Origin of the sequence: Ligilactobacillus equi DSM 15833 = JCM 10991 (assembly GCF_001435735.1) — a bacterium.
GTDB lineage: Bacteria > Bacillota > Bacilli > Lactobacillales > Lactobacillaceae > Ligilactobacillus > Ligilactobacillus equi.
The window spans coordinates 1-22,741 of record NZ_AZFH01000022.1 but is presented as its reverse complement, the minus strand read 5'-3'; the positions used below and the strand labels follow the sequence as shown (position 1 = coordinate 22,741).

The following is a 22,741-nucleotide window of genomic DNA, read 5'->3' as shown; positions in this document are numbered from 1 at the left end:
ATTAGTTTTCCTCCTTAGCTACAAATTTATCGATTTGTTCTTGGATTACAGCTGGTGTATCGATAAATGTATCCTTCAAGTATTCACTGACCTTTTGCTTTGGTGCAGATTCAACTTCTTGCATGGCTGCATCAATTTGAGCGTTAACTTCTTCTTCCCAGGCACTTTCTTGTTCTTCTGACCAAAGACCCTTATCAGTTAAGAAGAGACGCATCCGTGTCAACGGATCCTTTGCATGCCATTCTTCTTCTTCTTCCGCTGTCCGGTAACGTTTTGGATCGTCTCCTGAAAGAGTGTGTGGTCCGAAACGATATGTTAAAGTTTCGATAAAGACCGGCCCGTTGCCCGCAACAGCAAAATCACGCGCGGCTTTCGAAACAGCGTACACAGCTAACGCGTCCATCCCATCAACTTGAACTCCTGGAATTCCGACTGCCACAGCTTTTTGCGCCAAGGTAGGGGCTGCAGTTTGGACGTGACGTGGTACAGAAATAGCGTAACCATTGTTTTGTGAATAGAAGACCGCTGGCGCTTTAAAGGCCCCGGCAAAGTTCATTCCTTCGTAGAAGTCCCCTTGAGAAGTACCACCATCACCGGTGTAAGTGAAGGCCACATTCTTAGCGCCATTCTTCTTGAGCCCTAAAGCCACCCCAGCAGTTTGGACGTATTGAGCCCCGATGATAATTTGGGGTGGTAAAGCTTTCAAAGTTTCTGGATACTTGTTACCATCAATGTGCCCCCGTGACCATTGGAAAGCTTTCGCCAATGGTAAACCGTGTTGAACTAATTGTGGCACATCACGGTAGGCAGGTAATAAGAAATCTTCCTTTTCCATCGCAAAGTGGGAACCGATTTGGCTTGCTTCTTCCCCAGCTGTGGGTGCAAAGAAACCCAAACGTCCTTGACGGTTAAGCTTAGTTGAACGATCATTTAAAATTCGTGACCATAACATTTCTTTGAAAAGTTCAACTAATTGGTCATCACTTAAGTCAGGCATGAGATCTTTGTTAACCACTTTACCTTTTTCATCTAACACTTGCACAACATCGTGCTTTGGTGTGTCAAAATATTTATTTAAATCGATACCTTTTGACATATTGGAAATCCTCCTTAATCCTTTGGTAGTTCTATAACTATATACGAATAACCTAATAGTATATAATACCGCTTACATGAGTATTTTACTATCATGGAAAACCTTTGTAAACATTGTGATTTTTTTACTTTTATAATTTCAAGTTATTCCGCTATATCAATGTTTTTTGTTAATAAAAAAAAATAATTTTTCATCTTATGTGATTACAATCACATGTAAAACGCTTACAAATATTATCGAAATCTATATTTTCATAAGAAATAATTAATCTTGATTATGGTATAATCGAAAATAAAAACGAGGTTCTTGCCAATGAACAAATTGGTTAAAATTCTAATCATAGCTGCTATTATTTCCTGGATTGGTGGATCTTTGAGCTTAGCGTTTACTTTTTGGGTTTTAATGACCAAACTTGCCACTGCTTTCCTAATTATCTTTGTTCTACTTGATTTAATCTTTTTTACCGGAATCTTTGCCTCCATCACCGTTTTAGTAATTTTCCTCAAGAAAAAATATCAAACCCAAACAGACGAGCACAAAGAACAAAATTAATCAAAAGACACGTTTTCCTAAATTTGAAGAAAACGTGTCTTTAGTGTCTTATTGATTAACTTGTAGTCTTTATTTATCGAAGTTTACATCTGAACTTGGCTTATTTCGTTTTAACATCAAAGCTAAAATCAAACCGATAATTGTTAGAACCAAAGTAAAGTAAAAACCATAGTGCACCCCATTTGTAAAGGCAGCTTGTTTGTTGCCTCCATCATAGGCACTCTGACCCAAAACTAAACAACTAGTTGCTAAGGCCGTTGCAATCGCCCCGACAATTTGTTGTAAAGTATTCATAATTGTACTCCCATCAGCGCTTTGAGGCCCCCGCAAGGCATTCAAGGCGTGTGTCTGAGATGGTGACATCGCTAAAGGACAACCAATCATCAAGATAATATGAGCTGCAATTACATAAGCAATGGAAGAATCTGGCTGCACCATAATTAGCATCACGGCCCCAATAATGGCAATCACAAAACCAACCCTCGCTGGAATTTGGGCCCCAAAGTTATCATACATCCGTCCGGAAATGGCAGAGACAATAGCATTAACCACCCCACCAGGTAACATGATAATCCCAGTCATAGCAACAGGCAAACCCATCCCATTTTGAATGTATTGAGGGAAAAGGTACATAGCTGACAAGATAACCCCAAAGTCAACCATCACAATTAAAGCACCGATTCTAAAGGAAGGGTTAGCAAAAACTTTCAGGTTCAAAATTGGATGTTCCAGGTGTAATTGACGGTGAACGTAGAATACCAAGACCACCAGTCCTAAAATTAATAAACCTAAAACTAATGGTGAACCCCAACCATTTTCACTGGCAAAACTAGCACCCATCACTAAGGCCCCGAAACCAACTGCAGAAGAGACTAAAGATAAAAAGTCAACTTTCGGCCGAGTAAGTTCAGCAATGTTCTTTAAGTGTAGAACGGCGAAAACTAAAGCAACTACTAAAATAATCGCAAAGGCCCAGAAAATCCAACGCCAAGATAATTTAGCTAATAAAAGTCCGGTTAAAGTAGGTCCAATTGCTGGCGCAAACATGATTACCAAGGCATTAACCCCCATGGCCGCCCCTAATTTATGTGGTGGAAAAATTTGCATCGCCACCGTAAACATTAGCGGTAAAATTAACCCAGTTCCAATTCCTTGAATCATACGCCCCGTTAGAACAATGGCAAAATTTGGTGCCAAGGCAGAGATAACTGCCCCTAAAATAAAGGCACATAAAGCGAAGATAATTGTTTGACGGGTAGTAAACCATTTTGAAATTAAGCTTGAAAATGGTAAAACAATTCCAATCACTAACATATAACCAGTTACTAGCCATTGAAGGGTAGACGTTCCAACCCCTAAGGCCACTTCTAATTTAGGTAAGGCAATATTAAGTGATGTTTCTGAAAGCATCCCTACAAAAGCCCCCATCAACATCCCAGCCATAGCAAGCCAAGGATGTTTCACAGGTACGCGTGCTTTTGTAAAAGTCGCTTTACTTGAGTTTTCCAAAATAAAATCCTCTTTTCTCTAAATTTAACTCTCTTTGAGCTGTTGCTTATCTTAGCAAATTTTTTCCAAACTTCGTAAGTCTTTTTTCTGAAAATGTGTAAATTTTAATTTTGGTTTAAGCTTTTTTTCTTATATTTTCGCTTTTTTCTCTTTTGAAAGGCTTACAAAAAAGCACTTCTCCCCTGAGAAGTGCTTTCATATTTTAATTTATTCGACCGGTACCGTCCAATTATGTGTATCTGGTAAATCACCATTTTGAATCCCAGTTAAAGTTTCATATAACTTGGTTGTAATAGGTCCGGCTTCTGTTTCGGAGTAGAAGACGTGTTTTTCATCATTGTAAGTTAAAGAGCCCACTGGTGAAATAACAGCAGCTGTCCCCATCGCTCCGGCTTCTACTAAGTCATCTATTTCATCAAATGGAATACGCACTTCTTGAGGATTCAACCCCAAGTCTTGCGCTACTACCAAGAGAGATTTCTTAGTGATTGATGGTAAAACTGAAACTGATTTAGGAGTGACAAAGTTACCTTCCTTGGTAATTCCAAAGAAGTTGGCACCCCCAAATTCATCCACATATTTGTGTTCGCGTGGATCTAAGTATAAGGCATCTGCATAACCTAATTTCTTAGCTAATTCGTGAGGGTAAAGACTAGCAGCGTAGTTTCCTGAAGTCTTAGCTCGACCAGTCCCGGCATGAGCTGCACGGTCATAGGCTGAAACCATATAAGCCGCTGGGTGTAAACCATTAATGTAGGCCCCTACAGGGGTAGCGTAAATTCTAAAAATATATTCCTGAGCGGCATCCACCCCTACAATGGGTTCAGAACCAATCAAAAATGGACGGAGATATAACGTCCCGCCTGATCCATATGGCGGAACAAAATCAGCATTAGCTTTCACAACTTCTTTACATGCTTCAACAAATTTGTCTTCAGGATAAGGTGCCATTGACATCCGTTCAGCAGAACGACGTAAGCGCGCTGCATTTTCTTCAGGACGGAATAGGTGCAAACTTCCATCTTTCCAGCGGTAAGCCTTCAAGCCCTCGAAGACTTCTTGTCCATAATGAAGCACTTGCGCAGCTTCAGATAAAACAATCGTGGAATCTTCAGTCAGACCACCTTCTTGCCAAGCACCATCCTTATACACGGCTTGAAAACTATATGGTAAGTCACGATATTTAAACCCTAAATTAGTCCATTCTAAATCTTCTAATTTTTCTTTAGCCATACGCTTTTTCCTCCTAAATCTATGTACGTTCAAGTTAATCCCAAATAACTTGGGAAGATTTAATGCCTTTATCATAAGAAAAAAGTCGCTATTTGTCAATATTTTTTAAGAGTTTTACAATTATTTTTTAATAAAATTCCATAAAAAAAGAAGTCCAGAGACTTCCCAATTCTTATTCTACGCTACTGTCTTTTGCAATTAAAACATCACAACGGGCGGCACGAGTAACATATGAAGCTACAGAACCGACAATAATCCTTTGTAAGAAATTCTTACCTGTTGCTCCCACCACGATTAAATCATTTTCGTATTCTGGTTGGAAGTCATTGACGATTACAGATTTAGGATTTCCGAAACGTAAGTGCACACTTACTTGTTCCGGTGCTAAGTGGTATTTGTCAAGAATATTTTGACGTTTTTGAAGGAGGTATTCTTCGTTGTCTTGTTCTATTTGGTAAATTTTTTCACCATCTAAAGCAATGCCGGCACCACCATATTCCAAAGAATTTAAATCTAAAACACTTAAGATGTCTAAATGTCCATCCTTGGAACGTTCTAAAATATCAAGGGCTGTTTGTAAGGCAATTTCTGATCCTTTGGAACCATCGATTGTAACTAAAATTTTCTTGTAATCTTGACTCATGTTCTTCCCCTACCTTCTTTATCTTTCACCTTTATCATAATCTTTTTAACTGTTCTTTGCAAGCGTTTTATTTATTTTTTTAAATATTATTCAATGATTCCACAATAGTATAGAAACAATAAGCTAGGTATATCACGGCTGGTGGATTCCATAAACTTACCACTAGTTTATCTTTTAATTTTTGTGATTGAACTTTTATTTTAAAAAACTTAACTCCTAAGTAAATAATCACCGCAATTCCTACCAAACCCGCAAAGTTGTCAACCATTAACCACGTTTTATCCGTTACCTGATTCATTATTTCGCTAAAGAGATTATTCCCAAGGTGAAAAATGATAGCCCAAACCAAACCATATTCAAGCGCTAAATAGCCTAAAATAAGCCCAATCGCAAAGGCAAAAGGTGTTTGAATAGCATTCATATGATATAGTCCAAACATAAATGCTGATAATCCTAGGGCTACAGACCTACCATATTGCTTCAAATTACCAAGGATATACCCCCGAAAAACTAATTCCTCTGTTAAGGGGGCTAAAATCACTGAATAAAGCCACATCCCCCAAGTCGTAGAATTAGCACTTGAAGCTTCAACCTGGGCTTGGATTCCATAGTTAAAACGATGTAAAAGTGTCGCTAAAACATGACTATAAAGGGTAGTTAGAGTTTGAATCCCTAAAATCACTAAAATCATGGCAACAAGTACTAACCAATCTGGACTTTTGTGGCTGGTTGGATGACACAAAAGTTGATTTAAATTAGTTTGTCTTAGGCCTAGCATCGCCAGAAAAATCCCGAGAAAATAGGGTAACCCACTAGCTTGTACCTGAGTTTGGCTTTGACCGAGATATTCATTCATTACTATCCGGGTCATTAAGACTCCGAGCGTAAATAGAAGAGAATATTGCAATAAGCGCCACCACAGCACTGATACGTCACCTTTAAATTTTTTCATGTTTCACCTCCATCACAGCCATTATACAACAAAAAAGAGCCCGTAGGCTCTCTTCTTATATAATTAGTTTTTTGTGTTGTGCTTGTAATTCTAAAGCTTGTTCTTGAGTTAAATTCCCCAAGTCGACTAAACGGTTTTCAATCGTTTCTAAAACTTCGACACGATCATTAACATCCGATACAAAATCATACTTATCACCATCAATAATTAATAATGGCGAAGCATCATATTCGGCCATCCATTGATCGTATTGCTTCAACAAACGTTGGTAGTAATCAACCAATGATGGATCTTGGTCAACTTGCTCATATTCCCGTCCCCGCTTTTGGATACGTTTCAACATCGTTTCATAAGAAACTTTAATGGTAATCATCAAGTCGGGAGACTTCTTGTGGGAAGCAAATGGCAATTCTTCCATCATATTGTTAAGTAAGCTCTTGTAAATATCATATTCGACTTCCGTCGCATTACCCATTTCTGTATTCATCTTCATAAAGATTTCGTCTTCATAAATAGAGCGGTCTAAGATATTGTTATCTTCCACCATCGCAGCCTTAATCATTTGGAAACGACGGTTTAAGAAGAAAGTTTGTAACAAGTACGCATAAGGGTTGGTAGCATCCTTATCTCCTTGAGCTCGCTTTTTAGCAGCAATTTCATTTCCCTTATAGAAAATTGGCAAGACAGGGTTGTCCTTTACAGGTTCGTAATACGCTTTGGTTCCTAATTCGTTGGCCAAAATTTCCGTAAGGCTAGATTTCCCAGAACCGATAATACCAGATAAAGTAATCAAAATGATTGAAGCATCCTTTCTTATTAAGCTGGTTTTACGCCAGCCACTTTTTTCCAGGCCCAAAACGTTAGCCTGCCCTATCTATAATACCCGTTCTGTGCTAAAAAATAAAGCAGAAATTTACAAGATGTGGTATGATTTTTCTATAAATACTACCATATCTTGTCTCAAGATTAGGATTTTAAAGGAGAGAATTATGACTAAAAACGTTTACTTAGCTGCCCCATTTTTTAGCCCTCAACAAAAAGAACGTATCCAAGTAGTTAGAGAAGCTTTAGAAGCTAATCCTACTATTGGGCGTATTTTTGAACCAGAGGCACACCCTTATCAAGAGGCCGAATTCGGTTCCCTTGAATGGCAAAAAGCTGCCTTCATGTTAGACACTAACCAAATTTATCAAAATGATGTTATGGTTGCCATCGTTGATTACAAGATGGAAGAAAGTGACAATGAAGCTGATTCTGGAACAATGTTTGAGGTCGGACTAGCTTATGGAACCCACACACCGGTTGTTATCGTACAATTCGACCCTCAAAAAGAACTTAACTTAATGATTCGTCAAGCTATGACCGCTTACTTTGATGCCAGTCAAAATGGATTGACTGACTTGAAGACTTATGATTTTGATGTTATGATGCCTCACTTTAACAACAATCGGGATGTAATCTAAGGACACCAAAATAGCAAGAGCTCATCACTCTTGCTATTTTTTGTCCAAACCACTTTTTAATTCCACTTGAATTTGACTTTGAATATCTGATAATTGCGTACTAATATCACCATTCTTCAACGCACGATTAATTAGATAATCAACTTTTCCCAATGCTGCGTTATACTCTTTGAATTTGGGAACATCTTGTGACTTAGCCATAATACTAGTAAATTTTTGTGCCGTTAGAGCTTGGTCACCCTTACCACTTCCCGCTAAATTAGCTTCAACATTCTTGCTTTGCATAACTTTTTTTAAAACCGCTGCCCCTTGCGAATCATCAAAGAGTTTAGTTTGAATCTGGCTATCATAACTCAACATCCTCATAAATTTCCAGGCTAAATAAGGATGGTGACTATGAGCTGCCATAGCGACCATCGAAGTATCGACAACCGTCGCATTAACCCGATTATTCACCGCTGGCATCCGGATACAAGCCCAAGAGAAGGTCGAATACCGCGAGATTCGATACGGGTAAGACTCATAAGTTCGATATTGTGCTAAGGTCATGGGTAAAAAGGCCACTTTACCTTGGTCAAAATCATCTGCGGAAACTTTATAACCTTTTTGGAGGTTATAAATTTTTTCCGTCATCACCAGTGACTTTCGGAATTTTTCAGAATTGAGATAACTTTCTGTCCCACTATCGTTAAAAAGTTTCGCCCCATAAGCTTGAGCGGTATCTTGCCAAGTATAGTCGGCATAGCCATATTGGTCAATAACCCCGTCATGATTGGTATCCTTGGTTACTCGCCGACAAATATCATAAAATTCTTGTACGGTCCAACCCGAATGAGGAATCTCAATCCCCTCCTTGGATAATAAATCCGTATTGACACACATCAAAGTTGGATTATTTTCTAAAGGGATAGCGTATTGATTGCCTTGATAATTCCCCGCCACCCAACTAGCTGGATAATAGTTCTGGGGAGATATTTTATCAATATTGATAAAATTATCTAATTTTTTCATAGCTTTTAAAGAAGCCAAAAATCCCAGTTGGCGTGGAGGCACAACAAAAACATCGGGCATTTGATTTTTGATAATTTTATTAGATAACCAAGCTAAGTAATCATTTTTGCTAATACCACTTTCATACTTAACTTTGACGTGCGGATTTTCTTTTTCAAACTTCTTAATGGCGTAATCAATAAACTTATATTCCTGGTCGTTTGGCACTTCCCAGCTACTGTCGCTATAATAACCGATGGTAATAACCTTTGGTGATTTTTGATAGAAATACCAACCACCCCCCAGAAATAATAACAATAGTAAGACGCCTAGTAGACTGCTTAACTTTTTCATCCTAGCCTTCATCCGTTATGCCCACCATTTTGAACCGCCCAAATTGCTAATTGCGTGCGGTCACGTAAGTCCAACTTAGCTAAAATGTGCGATAGGTGGTTGCGCACCGTCCCTTCTGATAGGAAGAGTTTTTGCGAAATTTCTTTATTTGATAACCCCCGGCCGACTTGTTGAATTTCTTCTTCGATATTACGTTGCTCATTAGTAATGTAAACCACATAAGTAAAAAGGGCAGCTGCAAAAATTACAATATTTATCGTTGTCAAAAAATTACGAATGAACGTCACTAAAATTCCCAATCTTAAAGGTAACATACCAATATAAGTATCCAAACTAGGCAGTGTAATTATCGAATCTAAAAGACGATCATTTGATAGGAGTAAAATCATACCCGCAACAATGATGAAAATTCCCCAATAATATTTATTTTTTAGTGTTCATTGCTCATATTATGGACAGTCGCGCCGAACAAGCCGATATCAACGGTATTCAAGTGTGGCACTTCATCGGGATGTGTCTCCAAGGTTTGCGGGTAGCCGTACCTGCCTTACTTTTAATGCTAATCCCCGTTAGCTTAGTGCGCCAAGGACTTGAGTCTATGCCTGAATGGTTAACTGCCGGGATGACTATCGGTGGGGGCATGGTTGTGGCCGTAGGTTACGCCATGGTTATCAACATGATGTCCAGCCGTGAAGTTTGGCCTTTCTTCTTCCTTGGTTTCGCTTTAGCAGCCATCCAACAATTAACTTTGATTTCCTTAGGGATTATCGGGGTCTGCTTGGCTGTCTTATTCTTAGCCTTAGAAGGCGGTAACAGTAATAACTCCAACGGTTCATCTAACGGTGGTAACGGTTCTGGTGACCCATTGGGTGAAATTTTAGAAGATTTCTAAGAGGAGGACAAAAACATGGCTGATAAGAAAATTACTTTAACAAAAGCAGACCGTTTTAAGATGTTCGGTCGTTCCTACTTCCTATTAAGTTCTTTTAACTACGAACGGATGCAAAACGGTGGGGTCGCTTACACTTTGATCCCTGCCATTAAAAAACTTTACAGTAAAAAAGAAGACCGCGCTGCTGCTTTGAAGCGCCACTTGGAATTTTTTAACACCCACCCCTTCATGGCAAACCCAATTTTCGGGGTAACCATGGCCTTAGAAGAAGAACGTGCCAACGGAGCAAATGTTGATGACGCGGCAATTTCTGGGGTTAAAATTGGGATGATGGGACCTTTGGCCGGGGCCGGTGACCCCCTCTTTTGGTTCACCTTACGTCCTATTCTCCTTTCTCTAGGAGCTTCCCTTGCTGTTTCTGGTAACTTAGCTGGTCCATTAGTTTTCTTCATTTTATGGAACATTATGGCCGCCGTTGTTAAATGGTACACCCAAGAATTTGGTTACAAGGCCGGGACGGCCATCACTGATGACCTATCTGGTGGCTTATTACAAAAGGTTACCCGCGGAGCTTCTATGATGGGGATGTTCGTGATTGGTTCCTTGATTCAACGTTGGGTTTCCATCACTTTCACACCTGTCGTTTCTGAAGTTAAGCAACAAAAAGGGGCTTACATCGACTGGGACAAGTTACCTGCTGGTGCTAAAGGTTTGAAGGAAGCTTTCAGCCAATACGCAGCTGGACGTTCCATTGATGCTACTAAGACCACCACTTTACAAGATAACTTAGACCAATTAGTTCCTGGTTTAGCGGCACTTGGTTTAACCTTCCTTTGCATGTGGTTATTGAAGAAGAAAGTTTCTCCAATCGTTATCATCTTAGGAATCTTCGTTTTAGCTATCGTCTTACACGTGATCGGTTTACTGTAATTTAAGAAAGGTTGAGATAAAATGGTACAATCACTAAACACTACAAGAGAGCTGACAGATAAGGGCACCTGGTACAAAAACGGCCCCTTCTATGGCCATGTCATGGTTGGAGATTGTGCCTTTGAATTCTACAACGACACCAAATTACAAGATTACATTCAAATTCCTTGGGATGAAATTGCTTATGTTGTCGCTGATGTTTACTTCGGTGGTAAATATATTCCTCGCTTTGAAATTCGCACCAAGAATAATGGTACCTTCAGATTTTCAACACGTAATAGTCGTGCGACCCTGAAAGCCATTCAGGCCCATATTCCTCGCGAAAGCTTACGCAAAGCGCCAAGTGCCTTTTACCTCCTCAAGCTACGCTTCAGCAACTTAGGTAGTCTCTTCTCACATAAAGTCTAACAACACATAAAAACAGCCCGTCACGATGACGGGCTGTTTTTAACGCACTGTTTTTTCAATTTTTTCTGATTTCTCAACTTCCCCACCTTCACCCGAATCTACAAAAGCACGCGCTTTCACGCGTAACTTATTAAGCTTCGTAATTAAAACCGAGCGACCAGCATGAGATAAGGCAATAGAGTCATTAAACAAAGTTTCCACCTCTTCTAACTCCGCCTTAAACTCTTGATATGCCGTTTGACTGAATTCCATATCATCACCTCATATTCATTATAGCCTTAGCCGATTTAGGTTGCAAAAAATCCCCGCCACTCCAATAGCGACGAGGATTAACTTAGGTTATTTAGCACCTAAAGCAGCCATCGTGATGTAGTTGTATGGTTGGTTGAAGTGTGGCAAGAAGAAAATATCTAAGAGACTCAATTTGTCAATAGTTACATGTTCTTGGATAGCTAAGGAGAACATGTGGATTGCCATAGAAACATCTGCCTTAGATGCTAATTGCGCTCCTACAACCCGACGAGATGATTTTTCATAAACAATACGAATTTTTACTTTGTCATTAACCTTCATGAAAGCAGGTTTTTGTAAATCTTCAAAGTCGGTGTAAGCTACATCAACTCCAAACTTGGCAGCTGATTCAACAGAAAGTCCAGTTGAAACTAGGTTCAAGCCAAAGATAGAAATCCCGTTGGAACCTTGTACCCCGATAGCTTCCAGAGCTGTACCACCAATATTGTGACCAGCCACAATCCCGGAACGAACGGCATTGGAAGCTAAGGCGATGTAAGTATCACCGTCAAGTGCATTAGAGTAAATCGTCGCACAGTCACCAGCAGCATAAACAGCTGGATCACTAGTTACTTGATGGCGGTCAACCTTGTATGCCCCATTAGCAAATAAGTCTAGGTGATCTTTCCCTAAGTCGTTATTAGGACGGAAACCAATGGCGTTAATTACTAAGTCAACGTCGTATGTTTCGCCTTCCTTTGTCACCACTTGGTTAACACGACCATTTACATCACCCTTGTATTCAGAAACTAACTTACCAAAATGTAACTCTAAGTCGTGTTCCTTCAAGTTTTCTTCCATCATGCTGGAGAATTCTGGGTCATAGTAGTTAGCCAGACACGTAGGCGCCGCATCAAAGACCAAAACCTTCTTACCACGACGCTTAGCAGCCTCAGCCACTTCCACCCCGATGTAACCAGCCCCGATTACAGCCACAGTTTGAACCTCTGGCTTTGACATTTCCTTATCTACATCTTGACCATCTTGGAAAAGCTTCAAGAAGTGAATGCCATCCAAATCACGGCCAGGTACGTTTGGTGAAATTGGCGTCGAACCCGTAGTTAGTAACAGGTGGTCATATTCAAGAGTAAAATCATCTCCGCCTGTCAAGGGATGACAATGAACCTTTTTACCAGCATAGTCAATATCATTAACACTGGTTTCCATGTAAATTTTTGCTCCCTTAGCTTCAAAGTCTTCTTTTTTAGTATAGAATAGTCCATGATAGTCTTCAATTTGACGTCCAACCCACAAAGCAGTCCCACAACCTAGGTAACTCAAATTAGTATTACGATCGACTAAGACCACTTCTTGGTCAGGATAGTTGTCCAACAAGGTGTTAGCAGCAGCGATACCCGCGTGGTTAGCTCCAATAATTACAGTTCTTGACATAATAAAATATCCCCTCTCATCATCGCTTTATATTGAAACGCTTTCTTTTTCTTTACAAATACATTGTACACCGCATGTGCAGTATTTTACAAGAAAAAAATGTTTTGCGAAATGAATTTTCTCTTATTTTAGCTAAATTTAAGTTATTTTCTATTGAAAATCGTAAAAAAACACCCGTATAACAGCATTTTAAAATTAGAAAATTCACATAAAAAAACATCTCACGACGAGATGTTTTGATGTACCTTCTTCACTTGTGGTAGGGCGAGCCCGCATTAATCATGTAACAACGATAAATTTGTTCCGTTAAAACCAAGCGCATTAATTGATGTGGTAAGGTTAACTTCCCAAAGGAAATCTGAGCATCAGATCGCTGCATAACTTCAGGGCTTAAACCTAAAGATCCTCCGATGACAAAAGTGATGTCACTCTTACCATAGGTCGCTAAACGATCTAATTCCTCAGCAAATTCCTCTGAAGCTCTTTGCTTCCCTTCAATCGCTAAAGCATAAACATATTCGCGCTCCTTAATTCTGGCAAGAATCCGTTCACCTTCTTTTTGCTTAACGCTCGCCATCTCAGAAGGGCTTAATTTTTCAGGGGCTTTTTCGTCAGGAACCTCAACTACTTCAAACTTACAGAACTTACTCAAACGCTTGGCATATTCTGCAATCCCTTGCTTGAGATACTTTTCTTTTATCTTTCCAACTCCAATAATCTTAATATTCACACTCTAAGCCTCCAAAAATTTGCCTAAATCAGACCACCGTTTAATCGCATAGGTTGGCTTGGCCTCACTATGATTTGGTTGCCATTTTGGATTAAACCAAACAGAATCAATTCCTGCATTGTTGGCACCTAAAATATCTGACGATAAAGTATCACCTAGAACCAAACTTTCTTCTCGCTTAGCCTCACTGTGTGCAAAAACATAATCAAAAAAAGCCAAAGCCGGCTTTTGGGCACCAATTTCCTCAGAAATAAAGACCTTTTCAAAGTATTGGTTTAAGCCTGAATCTTTTAATCTTTGTTTTTGGGTTGAAGCTACCCCATTAGTTACCACATAAAGATGGTAACCTTGGGTCTTCAAAGTTTGTAAGGTTTCTAGGGCTCCAGGAATTAGGCGATGTTCTTGACTTAGCCAAGTTTGATACTTATCATCCAAAGTTTGCGGATTATCTACTTGAATATCGTAAATTTTGTCTAAAAAACTAGCAAAGCGCTTCAAAAAAAGGTACTCCCGACTAATATAGCCCTTTTCCAACGAAGACCACATCGCTCGGTTATAACGGTGGTAACGGGCACGAACTTCTGGGCTATCTTCAAGTCCCACATAAGTAAACATCTTCCCTAATGCTATGTCTTCACTAGCTTGAAAGTCCAATAAATTATCATCAATATCAAACAATAGATACTTATACTTGCTCAAAATTTTCCACCTCTTAACTTTTAGCTATAAACTATACTTGATTATATCAAAAAATCCAACCGTCTTCAGTGATGGTTGGATTTTTCTTTTAATAGGAGTCGCCGTAACTTTCTTCTGATTGTGCTTGGCTTTCACTAGTGGTTGTATTCGAGCTATTAGCCTTCAAAGTTAGCTTAATATTTTCTTTTTTCAACTTACCATTATGATAGTACTGAATTTCGACCGTATCATTTAACTTATTAGCATATAGTGCGGAGCGTAAACTAGTCAAATCCGTAACTTTCTTACCACCTAAAGAAACAATGGTATCGTATTTGGAAATTATCCCTTTAACTGGAGAGTCATCTTGAACCGTCATAACAACTACCCCATTTTCAACACTTGAAGGTAGCTTAAGAATGGAAGTTTTAGAATCGTCAGAAACATCTGTTACATTCACCGTGCCGACCCCAAGAGCAGGTCTGGTGATTTTACCGTTCTTGACCAATTCATTAATAACCTTAACTACTTCATTACTTGGAATAGCAAAGCCCATTCCTTCAACACTAGCGTTTTCAGAGGAAGACGAACCGGATAACTTCATGGAATTAATCCCAATTACTTGACCAGCTAAGTTAACCAAAGCCCCACCTGAATTTCCTGAATTAATGGCTGCATCAGTTTGAATAACAGTAGTTGAGCCTGTTGAACCAGTCACGGTGCGGTTCTTCGCAGAAATAATTCCTTGAGTTAAAGTTGAAGCATAAGCAGAGCCCATTGGTGATCCAATTGCTAAAGCTGTTTCTCCGACCTTAATATCATTAGAATCCCCGAAACTTGCCACTTGACTGACATTTTGGGCATTGATTTTCAAAACTGCTAAGTCGGTGACGGCATCTTTCCCCACTAATTTGGCCGTTACTGTTTTACCATTGTAAAGAATAATTTTATACGAAGATGCATCTGAAATCACGTGATTATTTGTCACAATAAAGGCAGTATTTCCTGATTTCTTATAGATTACACCTGAACCCTCAGAGGTGGCAGTTGATTGCGAATCCGAATCAGATTCATAACCAAATAATTCAGCCAAGGTTGAAGCAGAAGAATCTTTACTATAAGCTTCAACGGTAACCACCGCTTTTTTTATCTTATCATAGGCCTTCGTTGCTTGCGTGCTGACATTTACATTAATATCACTTGTTTTGGTCGTTCCCAAACTATTAGATCCAGGTTCAGAACTATTAGAGAGATGATTCCAAATTCCAAATGCTAATAGTCCGCCAACTAGACCTGCAAACAAAGATATGACAACAATTTTCCAGAGTTCCATCTGACCCTTAGGACGCGTATTTTTTTGCTCTTGTTCCATCTTTTTATCCCCCATCTTACTTTTTCTTTAAGTATATTCACTATTCATGAATTTTTCTTGAAAAAACAGCTTAAATTTAGTTAATTTTTGACATTTTGTAAGGGCGTAGCCTGATTTTGATAGGTATCATACAAGGTAAAGTCCTCACCTACCGCAAAATCTTGGGCTAAAAGTTCATCACTCACCGTTAAATGCGCTAAATCCCGCGTATTATTCTCTTGACTTCGGTGGCCTAAGAAAACCTTCTTCGTCGTATCACCGATAATCTCACTTAGGACTTGTGCGCCATCATCATTTGAAAGGTGACCTTCGTCGCCTAAAATTCTTTGCTTCAAAGGCCAAGGATAACGCCCATAACGCAACATATTTGTGTCATGGTTACACTCTAAAAGATAGGCATTGGCATTTTCAATCATCCCAATCATCCTTTCAGAAACATATCCCGTATCCGTCAATGCTACAAAAGATGAACCATCATAATGAAAGCCATAAAATTGCGGGTCAGCGGCATCATGCGAGACGCGAAAACTTTCAATATCTAAATCTCCTAAAGCTAGATAGCTATCAGGAGCAAAAATATGCTTTTTTTCTATCGCAATCTTACCAACTTTGGCATCCATGGCCTGCCAAGTTTTTTCATTGGCGTAAACATTTAGGTCATAACGTCGGGCCAAAACCCCGACACCTTGAATGTGATCACTGTGCTCGTGAGTTACTAAAAGACTATCAACTTCCGTTAAAGAACGATTAATCGACTGCATCAGTTCTTCAAGTTTCTTGCCCGATAAACCAGCATCAATCAGTAACTTTTGACGTGGTGTTTCGATATAGGTTGCATTTCCTTTACTACCACTCGCTAGAATACTAACTTTCAATCCATTCTCTTTTTCCATTATTTGCCTCTTTTATTACTCAATTACTGCCCCAGTAAATGCATTAATTATTCTTGATGTGTAACTACCAGAAGTAGTGTTCTTTAAGTAAAACTCCCAACCAGGTTGGTAAATAGTATTACCATTAACCGAAAGTAACTTAATGTAACCTAATTCATCCCAAACTAACTTAGTATTACTGGTAACCTTATTATACTGATATAACCAAGCAAAAGCCCGTAATTCACTAATTGTCGTTTTCTTTTGCCGTAAAATTTGTACCTTGCTTAGATAACCTTGACTATAGCCCTGGACATAGCCATTTTTTATAGTAAAAATTAACTGGCCATTCCGGCTATGAACTGGCATTCCGTATACCATTTGCGTATAGACAATCTTTTTAGCACTCGAAAGTTTCGCGTCATAGTGATAGTTTTTTCCAGCAATTACAAAAGTTTTATCTTTAACAAGAGTATCTAAGGTTTTTTGTGGCTGTTCTTTGGATTTCAACTTAATTGCGGTTGCAAAAGAAACTTCTAATCGGCGGGTATTATCATTATAGCTCCAATTACTATACTCTAGCTGATTAACATTTTCCCGTAAATAATCATCATTAGCAGCTGCAATATAGTACCCCGTCCCCGTTTTATGTGAGAGATTCTTCATCTGAATCTGGTCATTACGCATACTCTTAACCAAAGAATTCAAGCTATTCCCCTCAGTGGTGGTCGTTGCTTGACTGAATTGACCCGCTTCCTTGAAAAAAGAAGTAATCAAGAAGAGATCTAAAATAATAAAAGCAATAAAGAAAATCCGGATAACTTTTCTAAAGTCCATAATTCCCTCCCTACTCTGACTGTGTTAAGGCTTGATAAGACTGCCATTTATTATCAACTAAAAAGAAATATGTCGGTGTTAGATCAACTACCTGACTGGCAGAAGTATTCTCACGGCTATTGTAACCAACTTGGATATCATTAACCTTGTAACCTAACTTAACTACCTGGTCTAAAGCCTCCTGGGTAGGGGGCAAAGTCACCGCATCATTGGCTGCAGGAATTGGTACCTGCAAAGAAAGCAAGGAAAATTCCATTTTCTCTTGTCCATTTTTGCGATAACGAAAGTTTAAGGAACCGATATTATCAGCTCCTAACAGCGGATAAGTCGTAATGTAAGTCCGATAAGTTATACTATTTTTTTGATATCCTGCATAGCGTAAATCGTCTACACCCAAGCCTAAATCCAGCATTTCCCGAAAACTCATTTTTGCCAAATTACTAAAATCGAAACTCAGATTTTTCTCTTTCGTGTTGTAATTACTATAAGTTACCTGCCCCGTTTTCTTGACAATTTTCAAGCGTCGATTTTGACCATCGGTATACAAATTTTGACCATCTTGCTCCTTAGTAGTGATATTAGTGATACTCCCTAAAAGCTTGTTAACATACAGACCACTTGCTTGGCGCTCTGTTAGATAACTATATTGGGCGACCTCAATACCTTGCGGATAAATACTTACCCACTTATCGCCTAAAGGATGTAGCGAAACGAGGGTCTTGGTAATATCTTTATCTGTTAGCAGCTGACCTAAGTGCGGACGACTTTTCTTTAAGGTTTGATAATGATAGACTACCTGATCTTGGTCGTTTAAAAGATAAAGTTCACGGCTATTATCTCTTGGAATCAAAATTCGATTAACCATTTGTTTCTCATAGCGATTAGTTTTACTTCCTAGCCAAGCCAACGCTTGCTTGACCGTCACAGGACTAGCATAGGTTAGTAAAAGCATTTGTGATTTACCCAGAATTTTTTGATAGGCTTGTACACTAGGATAACTTTGCCGACTTTTGAGTGTAAAATCGCGATTAGCTAAATTTTTTTGAATAGCTTCCACTAAATCAACCTTGCTCGAAGAAATTTGATATGCTTCACTTTCACTGATATTTTCGATGACATTTACCGGTTGATAAATATCCGTTAAAACTTTATCACTGTTGGCTGTCAGTTTGCCTTCCTTTTTGGAAACCGTATTTTCTTGAGTAACACCTACCCGGGCGGGATTAGCCCAAATTAAGTAAGAAAAAACAAAACTAACTATTACCGCTAGAGTTAAGCCTACATATAAAAGTATCTCCCAACGAAATTTAGAATTCATCCCATTCATCTCCTTGACTATAATCTTGGTAAGGTAGAGAAATGTAGAAGGTGGATCCTTTACCTTCAATACTATCAGCCCAAATCTTACCTTGGTGCATCTCAATAACTTCTTTGGAAATAGCAAGACCTAACCCGGTCCCACCTTGGGCACGTGAACGCGCCTTATCTACTCTAAAGAAGCGGTCAAAGACATGATTTAAATCTTTACGCGGAATACCTAGACCTTGGTCACTGATACTTAAAATTACTTGATTATTGCTTTCTAACATCCGACAAGTAATTACTCCTCCATCTGGTGAGTACTTAATCGCATTATTCATGATATTATCAATTACCTGGATAAAACGATCGGTGTCCAATTCAACCCATAAATCCTTAGCAGTAAATTCGCGCTTAATTGTATAGTTTTTTTGTGGTTTTTGCTCATCATTCCCGTCTAAAATCATGTCAAAGCGGTTCAAGATATAGTTAAAAAGTTCATTGAGATTTACTAATTCTAAATTGAGCTTAACACGTCCCGAATCCATCCGTGATAAATTCAAAAGGTCATTAATCATTCGAATCATCCGATCCGTTTCTTTTTGCGCCACGTTGAAGAAGTGGGCTTCTGTTTGGGCATCATCAATCCCCTCGCTTAAAGCTTCAATATAGGAACGTACACTAGTTAATGGGGTTCGTAATTCATGGGAAACATTAGACACAAATTCACGCCGTTCCCGGTCGATTCTCTGCTGTTCTGTAACATCATGCAAAACACAGACAATCCCGTAAATAAAACCTGTCTCCTTTTGAATTAAGGAAAAAGAAGCATTCCAAATTTGTTCTCTTTCGGGCGTTGAGAAATCTAATAACATATCCGATTGATCTTCGATTAAATCCCGAATAGTGGTTTTCTTCCGGATATCTAATATATCTAAAATCGACTTATTCAAAGCTTCTTCTTCCGAGAGATTCAGGGCTTCTTGAGCCATTTCATTAATCAAAGTAATATTACCCCGCCGGTCCGTTCCCAAAACCCCATCAGACATATGAGTAAGTACCATATTCAAGCGTCGCCGTTCAGAATCAATTGTTTCCTGGGAATCTTCAACACGCACTGCCAAGTCATTAATGTTACGAGCAAAATCCCCTAATTCATCTTCACTATAAACACGAACATGACCGGAGTAATCCCCACGAGCCACTTTTTGAGTTTGCCGTCGCATTTCTTCAATTGGAGTAGTAATCGCCCGAGCAATCATTACTGCTAAGGCCATTCCAATGCCAGTTGCAATCAAAGATGCTGTCGCAAAAATCAAAACCACACTATTAGTTGAATTATAGACGGGTTCCATATTAGCTCTGACGTAGACTGCCCCAATCACCGTATTAGTATTACCACTCGCGGAAAATAGCGGGGTGATAGAAATATAATAACGATTTCCTTCACGATTATAAGTTGTTTTTGTCAAAGAACGCCCTTTATAAATCACTTGCTTCACATCGCCATTAGTTGTTTTTTGGCCAACCAAGGAGCGATTATTCACATTACTATCCCCGCGAATAGTCCCTTTACTATCCACTACTTGAATCTGCGTGATATTTTCATTATTCACATTTTCCAAAAGACGGATAATACTTTTGTTAGCCGCCTCTGTGTCAGTCTTTTGAAGACTGGCAATTAAGGAGTTATCGACATAAGTTGACAATTCCACCCTTTGCTTAAAGCTTTTAATGTTTTCCGTCCGTAGGTTTTGTACAAAAATCGCTCCAACTATTTGAAAGGTAACCAATAGTAGGAGCGCAAAAACTAGGGGAAACTTAAAATGAATGGACTGCCAAAATTTAAAGCCTCGGTGTTTTTTCTTGTTCACTTTTTTCCCTTCATTTCTTTTTATTCAGCTTCAGGATTGCGGAGATAATAACCAACACCACGCCGGGTAACTAACCAAGTTGGGCGACTAGCATTATCCTCGATTTTTTCTCTCAAACGCCGCACGGTCACATCAACCGTCCGCACATCACCGAAATAATCATAACCCCAAACAGTCTGTAAGAGGTGTTCACGGGTCATTACTTGGCCTAAGTGCTTGGCTAAATAGTGAAGTAACTCAAATTCCCGATGAGTTAATTCGATTTTTTCATCCTTTTTAGATACTGTGTAAGAATCGGGATGAATCACTAACTCCCCAATAGTAATATCGGTCGTGACTTGTTCTTCCGCAGCTGCATTGGCCGCTGCTGTCGATTGCCGCCGTAAGTTAGCCTTCACTCGGGCAACTAATTCCCGATTAGAAAACGGCTTGGTTACATAGTCATCGGCCCCCATTTCCAGACCTAAAACCTTATCGATTTCAGAATCTTTGGCAGTTACCATAATAATTGGTAAGTCATGTGTCTTACGCACTTCACGCGCGACTTCTAACCCATCCATTTTCGGTAACATCAAATCTAAAATCATTAAATCAGGATTTACTGCTTCTACTTGCTTTAAAGCTTCTTCACCATCATAAGCCGTTTCAACTTCATACCCTTCTTTAGTAAGGTTAAACTTGATAATGTCCGAAATCGGTTTTTCGTCATCAACAACTAAAATTTTCTTCATAATTTTTACCTGCTTTCCGATTCAATTTGGCGAATTTTTTACTTTTTCAGTAAGTCAAAATTACTTCTTTGACCTTTTTTGCACACTACTCTCCTATTATACCGCATGTTTTCCTCCCTTTCAAAAAAGCCAATCGCAACTTTTTTCAAATTTATCCTTATTTATCCTTAAATATCAGCATTTCCATGCTATAATGAAACAAGGCTCTGTGATTTGAGTCTGATTATTAAATTTTGTCATTTGAAAAAGGTGATTTCATGCCCAATGTTTTAGTTAGCCAAGATTTATCTTGTTATGGTCAAGTCTCAATGACAAGCGCCTTACCCTTACTTTACGCAAGTCAATTAAAGCCGACGATCCTACCTACCGCCCTTTTGTCGACACATACAGGTGGGTTTGGAGAGAACACTTATCATGACTTAGCCCAGGAAATGCGAGCTATTATCCAACATTGGCAAAAACTAAACTTGCAGTTCGACTATGTCTATCTGGGATATTTAGGACTACGCCCTCTGCAAGTTTTGCAAGCTCAGCTTAACACCTTACTTTCAAAACAAGCTGTCGTTTTACTCGATCCTGTAATGGGTGACCATAATCATCTCTACAAGGGATTTGATGACACTTATGTCCAGGCAATGCGCCAACTTGCTAAGCAAGCAACAATTATTACACCAAACTACACCGAGGCTAAATTCCTTTTAGGTGAAACCTTGGCTGAAACTACATCTTCCGTAACAATTGCTGATGCTAAACAAGTTTTAACCCGGTTATGCGACCGTTTTGGTCTGCAATCTGCGTTAATCACCGGGTTACCCTTGCCAGACAACCAAATTGGCATCGTTGGGCTTAGTCCTGACCAAGCCCAAGGTTTTGAAATCATCCAACCAAAGTTAGCTGGGAATTTCTTTGGTACCGGTGATACCTTTACCACGGCTTTACTTGCTGGTTTAACTCATCAGAAGTCACTGCGTGTGGCTGCGACAATGGCTGCCGAGCTAGTTTCTCTAGCCATTGCACACCGGCCTTCTGAAACTGATGCCCGTCTCGGGATTGATTATGCGCCCGTAATGACAGATTTTTTAATGAGATTAGATAATTAACTTAATCAACAAGCTTTAATTTAAGACTTTTAATCGTGGCAAATCATAACTATTAAGTGGTTAAAGAATTCCGGAAATTTTACCTCTTATAGTTAATGAGAGATTTAGCGGTTGTCGCCGGCATGTTTTATGTACTACAACTGCTGGAGTTTCTAAATTATATTCCTTTTAGGAGCTTGCTTAAGACGCTTTATCGCCTTACAATTCTGTAATTTCAAATTAACAGAGATATTAACACAACTAAATCCTTGCAAGAAATATCGTTCGTGTGGTGTGAACGATATTTTTTCTTGTTTTTTTCGGTAAATCCTGCTACAATAAGTATATATTGTTGGTTTGGGTGGTTAGCTCAGCTGGCAGAGCAACGGACTCTTAATCCGTGGGTCCAGGGTTCGATCCCCTGACCACCCATCAGAGATTTACACCGTCAAGGTTATAACTTTGACGGTTTTTCTTATCGTCAACTACCCCTCTCTAAAGAGAGGGACTTGTAAGGTTGAACCTTACGTTCTCTGTCACAAGTTGCATAGATACAGACTGCAT

General features: G+C 39.2%; 22 protein-coding genes, 1 tRNA gene and 2 pseudogenes. 7 read left to right on the top strand and 18 right to left on the bottom strand.

What is annotated here, in order from left to right; all coding sequences use genetic code 11:
• Window position 1: 1 nt before the first annotated feature.
• Window positions 2-1,105 (bottom strand): pyruvate dehydrogenase (acetyl-transferring) E1 component subunit alpha, encoded by a 1,104-nt coding sequence (gene pdhA / locus FC36_RS03315; RefSeq protein ID WP_413927784.1) that lies wholly within the window; start codon window positions 1,103-1,105, stop codon window positions 2-4.
• Between the two features lie 303 nt (window positions 1,106-1,408).
• On the opposite strand from pdhA, the gene FC36_RS03310 reads away from it, so the two are divergent.
• Window positions 1,409-1,648 (top strand): hypothetical protein, encoded by a 240-nt coding sequence (locus FC36_RS03310; RefSeq protein WP_025020812.1) that lies wholly within the window; start codon window positions 1,409-1,411, stop codon window positions 1,646-1,648.
• A 69-nt stretch (window positions 1,649-1,717) separates the two neighbouring features.
• Here the strand turns inward: FC36_RS03310 and FC36_RS03305 are convergent, their stop codons facing one another.
• From FC36_RS03305 to FC36_RS03285, 5 genes are all read right to left on the bottom strand, one after another.
• Complete coding sequence (locus FC36_RS03305; protein ID WP_025020811.1) at window positions 1,718-3,157, bottom strand: DHA2 family efflux MFS transporter permease subunit; 1,440 nt, start codon at window positions 3,155-3,157, stop codon at window positions 1,718-1,720.
• 207 nt (window positions 3,158-3,364) lie between these two features.
• Window positions 3,365-4,390 carry a branched-chain amino acid aminotransferase gene (locus FC36_RS03300; RefSeq protein ID WP_025020810.1) on the bottom strand — a complete coding sequence of 342 codons (1,026 nt, stop codon included), beginning with the start codon at window positions 4,388-4,390 and terminating at the stop codon, window positions 3,365-3,367.
• A 172-nt stretch (window positions 4,391-4,562) separates the two neighbouring features.
• A complete protein-coding gene (locus tag FC36_RS03295; RefSeq protein WP_023859044.1) occupies window positions 4,563-5,033 on the bottom strand; it encodes a universal stress protein in 471 nt (156 codons plus the stop codon).
• 79 nt (window positions 5,034-5,112) lie between these two features.
• Window positions 5,113-5,985: a CPBP family intramembrane glutamic endopeptidase gene (locus FC36_RS03290; RefSeq protein ID WP_056986708.1), complete on the bottom strand. Its 873-nt coding sequence runs from the start codon at window positions 5,983-5,985 to the stop codon at window positions 5,113-5,115.
• A gap of 55 nt (window positions 5,986-6,040) precedes the next feature.
• Window positions 6,041-6,778: a deoxynucleoside kinase gene (locus FC36_RS03285; RefSeq protein WP_025020808.1), complete on the bottom strand. Its 738-nt coding sequence runs from the start codon at window positions 6,776-6,778 to the stop codon at window positions 6,041-6,043.
• A 196-nt stretch (window positions 6,779-6,974) separates the two neighbouring features.
• Here FC36_RS03285 and FC36_RS03280 point away from each other — a divergent pair, with 196 nt between their 5' ends.
• Window positions 6,975-7,448, top strand: coding sequence for a nucleoside 2-deoxyribosyltransferase (locus FC36_RS03280; RefSeq protein WP_023859041.1), 474 nt, complete (start codon window positions 6,975-6,977; stop codon window positions 7,446-7,448).
• A gap of 33 nt (window positions 7,449-7,481) precedes the next feature.
• On the opposite strand, the gene FC36_RS03275 is transcribed toward FC36_RS03280, so the two are convergent.
• Both FC36_RS03275 and FC36_RS11570 read right to left on the bottom strand, forming a co-directional pair.
• Window positions 7,482-8,792 carry an ABC transporter substrate-binding protein gene (locus FC36_RS03275; RefSeq protein ID WP_035188173.1) on the bottom strand — a complete coding sequence of 437 codons (1,311 nt, stop codon included), beginning with the start codon at window positions 8,790-8,792 and terminating at the stop codon, window positions 7,482-7,484.
• A gap of 8 nt (window positions 8,793-8,800) precedes the next feature.
• Window positions 8,801-8,968 (bottom strand): annotated as a pseudogene (locus tag FC36_RS11570) (response regulator transcription factor); the annotation flags it as partial.
• A 260-nt stretch (window positions 8,969-9,228) separates the two neighbouring features.
• Here FC36_RS11570 and FC36_RS03265 point away from each other — a divergent pair.
• From FC36_RS03265 to FC36_RS03255, 3 genes and pseudogenes are all read left to right on the top strand, one after another.
• Window positions 9,229-9,684: pseudogene (locus tag FC36_RS03265) on the top strand (PTS sugar transporter subunit IIC); the annotation flags it as partial.
• Window positions 9,685-9,699: 15 nt separating this feature from the next.
• Window positions 9,700-10,614, top strand: coding sequence for a PTS system mannose/fructose/sorbose family transporter subunit IID (locus FC36_RS03260; protein ID WP_023859034.1), 915 nt, complete (start codon window positions 9,700-9,702; stop codon window positions 10,612-10,614).
• 21 nt (window positions 10,615-10,635) lie between these two features.
• A complete protein-coding gene (locus tag FC36_RS03255) occupies window positions 10,636-11,022 on the top strand; it encodes a DUF956 family protein (RefSeq protein ID WP_023859033.1) in 387 nt (128 codons plus the stop codon).
• A 39-nt stretch (window positions 11,023-11,061) separates the two neighbouring features.
• Here FC36_RS03255 and FC36_RS03250 read toward each other — a convergent pair whose 3' ends face one another.
• From FC36_RS03250 to yycF, 10 genes are all read right to left on the bottom strand, one after another.
• Window positions 11,062-11,274, bottom strand: coding sequence for a hypothetical protein (locus FC36_RS03250; protein ID WP_025020804.1), 213 nt, complete (start codon window positions 11,272-11,274; stop codon window positions 11,062-11,064).
• 87 nt (window positions 11,275-11,361) lie between these two features.
• Window positions 11,362-12,705 carry a H2O-forming NADH oxidase gene (gene nox, locus FC36_RS03245; RefSeq protein WP_025020803.1) on the bottom strand — a complete coding sequence of 448 codons (1,344 nt, stop codon included), beginning with the start codon at window positions 12,703-12,705 and terminating at the stop codon, window positions 11,362-11,364.
• 250 nt (window positions 12,706-12,955) lie between these two features.
• Window positions 12,956-13,435: a 23S rRNA (pseudouridine(1915)-N(3))-methyltransferase RlmH gene (rlmH, locus tag FC36_RS03240; protein ID WP_035189911.1), complete on the bottom strand. Its 480-nt coding sequence runs from the start codon at window positions 13,433-13,435 to the stop codon at window positions 12,956-12,958.
• A 3-nt stretch (window positions 13,436-13,438) separates the two neighbouring features.
• On the bottom strand, window positions 13,439-14,134 hold the full coding sequence (locus FC36_RS03235; protein WP_025020802.1) for a YjjG family noncanonical pyrimidine nucleotidase: 696 nt from the start codon (window positions 14,132-14,134) through the stop codon (window positions 13,439-13,441).
• A gap of 88 nt (window positions 14,135-14,222) precedes the next feature.
• The gene (locus FC36_RS03230) at window positions 14,223-15,485 is read right to left on the bottom strand and encodes a S1C family serine protease (protein ID WP_225349924.1); all 1,263 of its coding nucleotides are present in this window, start codon (window positions 15,483-15,485) and stop codon (window positions 14,223-14,225) included.
• An 80-nt stretch (window positions 15,486-15,565) separates the two neighbouring features.
• A complete protein-coding gene (locus FC36_RS03225; RefSeq protein ID WP_025020800.1) occupies window positions 15,566-16,378 on the bottom strand; it encodes an MBL fold metallo-hydrolase in 813 nt (270 codons plus the stop codon).
• Between the two features lie 15 nt (window positions 16,379-16,393).
• Window positions 16,394-17,194: a two-component system regulatory protein YycI gene (locus tag FC36_RS03220; RefSeq protein WP_025020799.1), complete on the bottom strand. Its 801-nt coding sequence runs from the start codon at window positions 17,192-17,194 to the stop codon at window positions 16,394-16,396.
• Window positions 17,195-17,204: 10 nt separating this feature from the next.
• Entirely contained in the window at window positions 17,205-18,512 is a 1,308-nt protein-coding gene (gene yycH, locus FC36_RS03215) for a two-component system activity regulator YycH (protein ID WP_056986707.1), read from the bottom strand.
• Complete coding sequence (gene walK, locus FC36_RS03210; protein WP_035189908.1) at window positions 18,502-20,367, bottom strand: cell wall metabolism sensor histidine kinase WalK; 1,866 nt, start codon at window positions 20,365-20,367, stop codon at window positions 18,502-18,504. Before walK ends, yycH begins: the two co-directional genes overlap by 11 nt.
• A gap of 20 nt (window positions 20,368-20,387) precedes the next feature.
• Window positions 20,388-21,098, bottom strand: coding sequence for a response regulator YycF (gene yycF / locus FC36_RS03205; protein WP_023859023.1), 711 nt, complete (start codon window positions 21,096-21,098; stop codon window positions 20,388-20,390).
• A 257-nt stretch (window positions 21,099-21,355) separates the two neighbouring features.
• Here yycF and FC36_RS03200 point away from each other — a divergent pair, with 257 nt between their 5' ends.
• Entirely contained in the window at window positions 21,356-22,198 is an 843-nt protein-coding gene (locus FC36_RS03200; RefSeq protein WP_023859022.1) for a PfkB family carbohydrate kinase, read from the top strand.
• A gap of 338 nt (window positions 22,199-22,536) precedes the next feature.
• Window positions 22,537-22,609: transfer RNA gene (locus FC36_RS03195), tRNA-Lys, on the top strand.
• Window positions 22,610-22,741 lie beyond the last annotated feature (132 nt).